The organism is Citrobacter amalonaticus, from assembly GCF_002918555.1.
In the GTDB taxonomy this organism is placed as follows: Bacteria; Pseudomonadota; Gammaproteobacteria; order Enterobacterales; family Enterobacteriaceae; genus Citrobacter_C; species Citrobacter_C amalonaticus_A.
On record NZ_PQMB01000003.1, the window covers coordinates 1,053,763 to 1,061,460 of the forward strand.

Sequence of the window (7,698 nt, forward strand, 5' to 3'; positions counted from 1 at the left end):
AGCGCCATCAGGCAATACGGTGCACATTGCCGGCATCATACCGCACGCTGAACCGCTGGCGGCGACGGTAGGCATAGACATCCTCCACATGTCCTTCACGGATGCGCGTTTGCAGCGCCCGCCAGTAGTCGGCGCGGAACAGATCGGCGTGCATCTCTTCAAACAGCGGGCCAATACGCGGATCGGCACACAGCCAGTGGCGAAACTCCTCCGGGAAAACATCTCCCGGCGAGACGCTGTACCAGGGTTCGCTGGCCAGCTCATCTTCCGGGTAACGCGGGGGCGGGATATCGCGGAAATTCACCTCCGTCATATAGCAAATTTCGTCGTAATCGTAGAACACCACGCGACCATGCCGGGTGACGCCAAAGTTTTTAAACAACATATCGCCGGGGAAAATATTCGCTGCGGCAAGCTGACGAATGGCATTGCCATACTCTTCAATCGCATCACGTAGCTGCTGGCCTTCCACCTGCTCCAGCCAGATATTCAACGGCACCATTCGACGCTCAATATACAAATGTCGGATGATTATCCGGTCGCCGAGATCGGTAATTTTCTCCGGTGCTTCCTGAAGTAACAGCGCCATCAAGGCGGGATCGATTTGCCGCTTTTCCAGCACGAAGTTCTCAAACTCCTGGGTATCCGCCATACGGCCAACACGGTCATGCTCCTTAACAAGCTGGTAGCAGGCCCGGACATGGGCAGCAGACATCTCTTTTTGCGGGGCAAATGTGTCCTTGATGACCTTAAACACACGATCAAAGCCCGGCAGGGTAAACACCAGCATCACCATGCCGCGAATACCCGGCGCTTCAATGAATTGCTCATCACAATTGGCCTGATATAACAAATACTCCCGATAGCTTTCCGTTTTCGCATGCTTCTGACAGCCAATCGCCATATACAACTCAGCGGTGGTTTTACCCGGCAGGATCTCGCGCAGCCATTCAACCAGCGCGGCAGGCAACGGCGCATATACCATAAAATAGGAACGCGCAAAGCCAAACACAATGCTCGCTTCGGCCGTGGTGGTCAGACAGGTGTCAATAAACAGCTCACCTTCATCGGTACGATGAATCGGCAGCAGAAACGGCAGTGTGACCTCTGGCGTGATAAGTTTCCCCACCAGCCAGGCGGCCTTATTACGGTAAAACAGTTCGTTTGCCACCTGCAAATGACAATCTTGTAAGGCATCTGCGCCGAGTGTTTCACTCAGATGGGCAATGATGTAGTGAATATCACGGCTTTTATTTTGCCAGGGCAGACGCAGCGACAAATCGCTGAGCACGCGCACAAGCAGCGATTCCCAGCCATGATCGGGAAAGAAGTCTCTGGCCAGCGGACGCGGGATAGTACGAAAGCGACGCTCTGGCTGAGAACTAAAGATAAAAAGCCGCTCGGGAGTCAGCGAGCGGTGGTCAAATAACCGACAGTAGACGGAGTTAAAAAAGCTCTCCGCAATCTCGAAGCGCGGGTAATCCGGCAACAGCCGGGTGTATTGCTCTTTAACACGCAGCAAAAAAGCGGCACTGGTACTCTTGCCGTCGGTAATGCAGCGTAATTGTTCCACCACCAGACCCACGTGGTGATCGTAAAGATGGATGCGGCTTTTCATCGCCAGCTGAACGGCGTGCCAGTCGGCCTGTTCAAAGCGCTGCTGGGCGCCGGAGGTCACTTCAAGAAATCGACCATACTGCGCGTCAAAGCCCTGCAGGATGGTTTGAGCAATCAGTAATTCCAGGCCACGCGACATTATTTTCCCCATCCGGCACAACGTCATGCCGGATAGCGCATTCGCTTATCCGGCGCGGATCCTTCACAGGCCCGGTAAGCGTAGCGCCACCGGGCATCAGGCTGCTCAGAACTGCGATTCCTCAGTTGAACCGGTCAGCGCGGTCACTGAAGAGGCGCCCCCCTGAATGATGGTGGTGACCTTATCGAAGTAACCTGTCCCCACTTCCTGCTGGTGGGAGACGAAGGTATAACCGTCTTTTCCAGCGGCAAACTCCGGCTGCTGAACTTTCTCGACGTAGTGCTTCATACCTTCTCCCTGGGCATAAGAACGCGCCAGGTCGAACATGTTGAACCACATGCTGTGAATGCCCGCCAGGGTGATGAACTGGTACTTGTAGCCCATATCCGACAGCTGCTGCTGGAAGCTGGCGATGGTTTTATCGTCCAGATTCTTCTGCCAGTTAAACGACGGAGAACAGTTATAAGCCAGCAGTTTGCCCGGATATTTCGCATGGATAGCATCGGCAAAACGCTTCGCCAGTTCGAGGTCCGGCGTGGAGGTTTCGCACCACACCAGGTCAGCATAGGGCGCATACGCCAGCCCACGACTGATAGCCTGCTCAATACCCGCGCGGGTACGGAAGAAGCCTTCGTTGGTACGCTCGCCAGTAATAAATTCGCTGTCGTATTCATCGCAGTCGGAAGTAATCAGGTCCGCCGCATCCGCATCGGTACGGGCGATCACCAGCGTCGGTACGCCCATTACGTCAGCCGCCAGGCGCGCCGCCACCAGTTTCTGAATCGCCTCCTGGGTCGGCACCAGTACTTTTCCCCCCATATGACCGCACTTCTTCACCGACGCCAGCTGATCTTCGAAGTGAACAGCCGCTGCACCAGCTTCAATCATCGATTTCATCAACTCAAATGCGTTCAGTACGCCACCGAAACCCGCTTCTGCATCGGCAACGATCGGCAGGAAATAGTCAACATAGCGCGGATCGCCTGGTTCAATACCGGTCGACCATTGGATCTGATCCGCCCGACGGAAAGTATTGTTGATCCGATCCACCACCGCCGGGACAGAATTGGCCGGGTACAGCGATTGATCCGGATACATGCTGGACGCCAGGTTAGCATCCGCCGCCACCTGCCAGCCCGACAAATAAACGGCTTCAATCCCGGCTTTCGCCTGCTGCAGCGCCTGCCCGCCGGTCAATGCACCCAGGCTGTTGATGTAGCCTTTTTTCGCCTCACCATGCAGCAGACGCCACATTTTGGCAGCACCCAGCTGCGCCAGCGTGCATTCCGGATTCACCGAGCCGCGTAATTTCACCACTTCCTCCGCGCTGTACGGGCGACGAATGCCTTCCCAGCGCGGTTGCGTCCATTCTTTCTGTAATTCTTCGATTTGTTGGGTACGGGTTTTCATGTGCAGATGCTCCATATTATTCTCCTGGCTTCCCAGGCGTTATCGGTGAAGACAGTTTGGTTACGGGAAGCCGCGCAAAAACCGGAGCGTACTTATAGTACGTGAAGATTATGCGCGCTGCCCGGGGTCAAAATGGCGAACAAAATAACCTGAGCCATTACGCCAGCAGGCGGTAGCCTGGCAGGGTCAGGAAATCGATCAGTTCTTCAGAGGTGGTGATCTGTTCCATCAGGCGCCCGGCGTCGTCAAAACGTCCGCTGCTGTAGCGCTGTTCGCCCAGCTCGTCCTGAATCACCCGCATCTCTTCAGCCAGCATCTGGCGGAACAGGGCTTTGGTCACCGGTTTGCCATTGCTCAGGGTTTTCTGATGATGGATCCACTGCCAGATAGAGGTACGGGAGATTTCAGCCGTCGCCGCATCCTCCATCAGACCGTAAATCGGTACGCAGCCATTGCCAGAGATCCACGCTTCGATGTACTGCACCGCAACGCGAATGTTGGCGCGCATTCCCTCTTCGGTCCGTTCGCCCTCACACGGTGCCAGCAGCTGTTCAGCGGTAATCGGCGCGTCTTCATCACGGGTAACGAAGAGCTGATTTTTGTTCTCACCCAGGACCTCGTTAAAGACCGCCATTGCGGTATCCGCCAGCCCCGGATGCGCAATCCAGGTACCGTCATGGCCATTGTTGGCTTCCAGCGCCTTATCCGCTTTTACCTTCGCCAGAACCTGGTTGTTGCGTTCAGCGTCCTTGCTGGGAATAAATGCCGCCATCCCCCCCATCGCAAACGCGCCGCGTTTATGACAGGTTTTAATCAGCAGGCGTGAATAGGCGCTGAGGAACGGTTTATCCATCGTCACTACCTGACGATCCGGCAGAACGCGATCCGGGTGATTTTTCAGCGTCTTGATATAGCTGAAGATGTAGTCCCAGCGGCCACAGTTGAGACCCACAATATGGTCACGCAGTGCGTGCAGGATCTCATCCATCTGGAAAACAGCGGGCAGCGTTTCAATCAATAATGTGGCTTTAATCGTGCCACGCGGCAGGTTAAAGCGATCTTCGGCATAGCTGAACACTTCGCTCCACCAGGCTGCTTCCTGCCAGGCCTGAGTTTTCGGCAGGTAGAAGTACGGGCCGCTGCCTTTTGCCAACAACGCTTTGTAGTTGTGGAAGAAATAGAGGGCAAAGTCGAACAAACTGCCCGGAATCGCTTCGTCACGCCAGGTGACATGTTTTTCCGGCAGATGCAGGCCGCGTACGCGGCAGATCAATAAGGCCGGATCCGGCTTGAGTTGATAAATTTTGCCGGCCTCGTTGGTGTAGCTGATGGTGCCGTTAACCGCATCGCGCAGATTAATGTGCCCGTCGATCACTTTGCTCCACTCCGGCGCCAGTGAATCTTCAAAATCAGCCATAAACACCTTCACGTTGGCGTTCAGGGCGTTGATCACCATCTTACGCTCAACCGGGCCGGTGATTTCCACGCGACGATCCTGTAAATCCTCAGGAATACCGCGAATCTTCCACTCACTTTTACGAATGGAATCTGTTTCCGAAATAAAATCAGGCAACTTTCCGTCATCAATATCCTGCTGCTGCTGAATGCGGGCGGCGAGCAGTTTGTTGCGTTTTGGCGTAAATCGCGTCACCAGTTCGGTCAGAAACTCCACCGCCTCTGCGGTCAGGATTTGCTTCTCCTGCTCGCCATACGGCCTGGTAAAGGCCAGTTCATCAGTTGTCGTTGCCTGTTGATTCATCGTGCGGCTCCTCGTCATTGATCCGAATACATCCCCAATGCGAACGAAGGATCGTTGTGCGCTTTTCGTTCAGCACAACTAAGACTACGCATTTAAATTTCAAAATCAAAAACAATTTCCATTTTTAAATAAAATAACATTTAACTCATTGATAACAATAAAGATAAAGTTTAGTCACAATATGAGGCGTGTTTCGGAAACAAAAAAGGCACCCGAAGGTGCCTGGTTCAGCGTGCTGAAACGCTTTAGGATCGTCAGCGCCAGAAGATTAATCCAGCGTTGGATTCATGTGACGCAGATCATATGGTGTGATTTGGTAGACGTAATAGTTAAGCCAGTTGGTAAACAGTAAATTACCGTGGCTGCGCCATGTCGCCCGGGGTTTGTTTTGTGGATCATTTTTCGGAAAATAGTTGTACGGTATTTCCGGGCTTAATCCGGCTTCTGCATCGCGGAAATATTCACTTCCCAGCGTATGAGCATCATATTCCGGGTGGCCAGTGACAAAGGCGATACGCTTGTCTTTGCTGGCAAACAGGTAGGCATCCCCTTCCTCTGTCTCAGCGAGGATCTCCAGATCGGTGTAATCACGAATCAATGCAGCCGGGAAATCGGCATAGCGCGAATGCGGTGCAAGGAATGAATCGTCAAAACCTCGCGTCAGCAAAGCGTGAGGATGCAGGATGTGATGCTCGTAGACACCGGAAAGTTTATCTGTGCGGGTTTGCTTCGGAATGCCGTAAAGGATGTTAAGAGCAGCCTGTACCGCCCAACAGACAAACAGCGTTGAGGTAACGTGATCTTTTGCCCACTCCAGGACCTGTTTGATCTGCGGCCAGTAGGCAACGTCGTCAAACTCAACCAGACCAAGCGGTGCCCCGGTCACAATCAGACCATCGAAGTTTTGGTCACAAATATCTTCGAAATTACAGTAGAAGTTGTTCAGGTGCTCAGCAGGCGTGTTTCGCGACTCACGGGCATCAACCCGCAAAAGCTGAATATCAACCTGTAGCGGCGAGTTCGACAGCAGGCGTAAAAACTGATTCTCAGTTTCGATTTTCTTTGGCATCAGATTAAGGATAAGCACCTTCAGCGGACGAATTTCCTGACCTGACGCACGAGATGTCGTCATGACGAAGACATTTTCCTCACGCAAAAAATTGACGGCGGGCAGCTCGTCCAGCACGCGTATCGGCATAACCTGATAACCTCACAACATACGTTTAAACGTTTAGACATCCAGATAGCTGAAGATACCCAGAAATCAGGCGAATGTCGAGCCTGCATATTCAAGGTGAGAAAGTTTCACGCAGGTACTTACGTTAGAATATAAGCATGGATGAAAGGAGAGAATATGGTTATTAGTATCCGCCGTTCACGGCATGATGAAGGTGAAAAACTGATTGCAATATGGTGCCGTTCGGTCGACGCCACGCATGACTTTCTGTCAAAAACGTATCGGGCAGAGTTGGAAGAGCTGGTCAGTTCATTTTTACCAGAAGCACCGTTATGGGTTGCGGTAACAGAACAGGATGAACCAGTAGCGTTTATGCTGCTCACAGGTGAGCATATGGATGCATTATTCGTCGATCCCGATACTCGCGGTCATGGCGTGGGAAAATTGTTGATTGAACATGCGCTGACGCTGGCCCCCGGGTTAACAACCAATGTTAACGAACAAAATGCACAAGCCGTTGGGTTTTATAAGAAGATGGGATTTACGGTCGTGGGACGCTCAGAGGTGGACGATCTTGGAAGGCCGTATCCTTTATTGAATTTGATACATCAATAACGCTGCAGGCCGGGTGAGGCAAAGCCGACATCCGGTAACTTTCCTGAAAGTAAAACGCAAAAAGGCCATCCTGACGGATGGCCTTTTTACTTGTTTGATGCCTGGCAGTTCCCTACTCTCGCATGGGGAGACCCCACACTACCATCGGCGCTACGGCGTTTCACTTCTGAGTTCGGCATGGGGTCAGGTGGGACCACCGCGCTGTTGCCGCCAGGCAAATTCTGTCTGTCAACACGCATTCCTGCGCATCAACTAATCTGTATCAAACTGAATATTGTTTCTGTCTCTCATCCGCCAAAACATCTTCGGCGTTGTAAGGTTAAGCCTCACGGTTCATTAGTACCGGTTANTTTGATGCCTGGCAGTTCCCTACTCTCGCATGGGGAGACCCCACACTACCATCGGCGCTACGGCGTTTCACTTCTGAGTTCGGCATGGGGTCAGGTGGGACCACCGCGCTGTTGCCGCCAGGCAAATTCTGTCTGTCAACACGCATTCCTGCGCATCAACTAATCTGTATCAAACTGAATATTGTTTCTGTCTCTCATCCGCCAAAACATCTTCGGCGTTGTAAGGTTAAGCCTCACGGTTCATTAGTACCGGTTAGCTCAACGCATCGCTGCGCTTACACACCCGGCCTATCAACGTCGTCGTCTTCAACGTTCCTTCAGGACYCTTWAAGRGTCAGGGAGAACTCATCTCGGGGCAAGTTTCGTGCTTAGATGCTTTCAGCACTTATCTCTTCCGCATTTAGCTACCGGGCAATGCCATTGGCATGACAACCCGAACACCAGTGATGCGTCCACTCCGGTCCTCTCGTACTAGGAGCAGCCCCCCTCAATTCTCCAGCGCCCACGGCAGATAGGGACCGAACTGTCTCACGACGTTCTAAACCCAGCTCGCGTACCACTTTAAATGGCGAACAGCCATACCCTTGGGACCTACTTCAGCCCCAGGATGTGATGAGCCGACATCGAGGTG

The 7,698-nt window shown here is 52.8% G+C and carries 5 protein-coding genes and 3 rRNA genes; 1 reads left to right on the forward strand and 7 read right to left on the reverse strand.

Features of this window, described 5'->3' with window-relative positions; translation table 11 throughout:
• Positions 1-7: 7 nt before the first annotated feature.
• From aceK to metA, 4 genes are all read right to left on the reverse strand, one after another.
• Complete coding sequence (gene aceK / locus C3432_RS17760; protein ID WP_103777850.1) at positions 8-1,756, reverse strand: bifunctional isocitrate dehydrogenase kinase/phosphatase; 1,749 nt, start codon at positions 1,754-1,756, stop codon at positions 8-10.
• Positions 1,757-1,861: 105 nt separating this feature from the next.
• Entirely contained in the window at positions 1,862-3,166 is a 1,305-nt protein-coding gene (aceA, locus tag C3432_RS17765; RefSeq protein WP_103777896.1) for an isocitrate lyase, read from the reverse strand.
• Positions 3,167-3,323: 157 nt separating this feature from the next.
• On the reverse strand, positions 3,324-4,925 hold the full coding sequence (gene aceB, locus C3432_RS17770) for a malate synthase A (protein WP_103777851.1): 1,602 nt from the start codon (positions 4,923-4,925) through the stop codon (positions 3,324-3,326).
• A gap of 268 nt (positions 4,926-5,193) precedes the next feature.
• Positions 5,194-6,123, reverse strand: a complete 930-nt coding sequence (gene metA, locus C3432_RS17775; RefSeq protein ID WP_103777852.1) for a homoserine O-acetyltransferase MetA — start codon at positions 6,121-6,123, stop codon at positions 5,194-5,196.
• A gap of 156 nt (positions 6,124-6,279) precedes the next feature.
• Between metA and C3432_RS17780 the strand changes: the two genes are divergently transcribed.
• Entirely contained in the window at positions 6,280-6,717 is a 438-nt protein-coding gene (locus tag C3432_RS17780) for an acetyltransferase (protein ID WP_103777853.1), read from the forward strand.
• Between the two features lie 99 nt (positions 6,718-6,816).
• Here C3432_RS17780 and rrf (C3432_RS17785) read toward each other — a convergent pair.
• From rrf (C3432_RS17785) to C3432_RS17795, 3 genes are all read right to left on the reverse strand, one after another.
• Positions 6,817-6,932, reverse strand: a 5S ribosomal RNA gene (gene rrf / locus C3432_RS17785).
• A gap of 141 nt (positions 6,933-7,073) precedes the next feature.
• Positions 7,074-7,189 (reverse strand): 5S ribosomal RNA (gene rrf / locus C3432_RS17790).
• Between the two features lie 100 nt (positions 7,190-7,289).
• Positions 7,290-7,698, reverse strand: a 23S ribosomal RNA gene (locus C3432_RS17795); the annotation flags it as partial.